The 1272-nt window shown below is 71.5% G+C and carries 2 protein-coding genes; both read left to right on the plus strand.

Annotated elements, in window-relative coordinates:
• Positions 1-141: 141 nt before the first annotated feature.
• Positions 142-795: a hypothetical protein gene (locus AC08OO_RS19145; RefSeq protein WP_476618836.1), complete on the plus strand. Its 654-nt coding sequence runs from the start codon at positions 142-144 to the stop codon at positions 793-795.
• On the plus strand, positions 795-1208 hold the full coding sequence (locus AC08OO_RS19150; RefSeq protein ID WP_476618837.1) for a helix-turn-helix domain-containing protein: 414 nt from the start codon (positions 795-797) through the stop codon (positions 1206-1208). Before AC08OO_RS19145 ends, AC08OO_RS19150 begins: the two co-directional genes overlap by 1 nt.
• Positions 1209-1272 lie beyond the last annotated feature (64 nt).

The raw sequence follows: 1272 nt of genomic DNA on the forward strand, positions 1-1272 counted from the left end.
ATCCTGGGCTGCGGCAGGTCCGAGCTGATGTTGGTGATGTGCCGGTTGGGATCCGGGTGTGGGCCCGGCTGGACGTCCCGGGCCGCTGCGAATGCCCGGAGTGCGCCGCCGCGGCACACCATCGCGGACAGGAGACCCGTAATGGCTGACCCGCACGGACTCAGCATCCTGCAGCTCGCGCTGCTCAACGCAATCTGGCCCGCCGCCGGGCCCCCCGAGCTGGACGACGCCGAGCTGCTGGCAGCAGCCGCCACCGAGGTGCGCCGGTTCCGCGTCCGGGTCACCAAGCTGGAGACGCTCATCGAAACCTGGTGTGATCGACTCGACCGGGCGATGGACTGGGACGACGACAGCAACGACGGGACGTTCGCGGCGACCATCACCGAGGCGATCCGGCGCATCGAGTTGCCTGCCGTCGACGACCTCGATGCAGATCGGGAGGTCATCAGTCTCCGTCACCGAGTGGCCGAGCTAGAGGCCAAGGCGTCCGCGCTCGACGCCCTGACCGGCATCGGCCCCCGCTGGACCCTCGCCACCCAGGTGTGCGACTGCTCCGACGGCACCTGCGGCCACGGCGAATCCCCGTGGAAACTAGCCGCCGCGGACGGGCGCGACCTGATCGACGGGTTCGGGCCCGACTGCACCGTCGAAGACGCGCGGCGGATGGAGCAGGTCCCGGCAGGGGAGGCCGAGACCAGCGGGGGAGACGGGCTCACCGGCCCCGAGCGAGTCCGGGCCGCCATCCGTCGAGACCGCGGCAGAGACACCCCCGTCAACCCCCAGGGATGGGCCTGATGCTCGCCGAGTTCGGAGCCAGGCTCCATGCCGCCCGCATAGCCGCCCTGCTCACACAGCAGGAGCTGGGCCAGCGAGTCGGCCTGGTTCGCACCTCGATCGCCAACATCGAAGCCGGTCGACAGGGGGTCGACATCGAGATGCTGCTCATGCTCGCCCACGCCGTGGGCGTCGGCCCGATGGAGCTGCTCGCGGCGGCACCCGAGCAGGACTGGACCGTCGGCAGCGACGGTCAGACCAACACCAGCCCCCGGTACCGGCGGGTGGTGCTCGACGTCGAGGCCACGATCCGCAACGGCGCCGCCGACCTCATCGCCGGCCGCGCGGACGCGGTCGCCCGACTGATCGTTTCCCGGCTGGCCCACACCCACGGGCTGGCCCCGCGCACCGAGGAGGCCGAGCGCCGTGCCTGACACCGCCATCCGCACCGACGCACTGCACAGCGAGGCCCACGGGCTCATGTCGCAGATGGAGGCG

This window comes from Frankia sp. CeCAU1 (assembly GCF_977971845.1).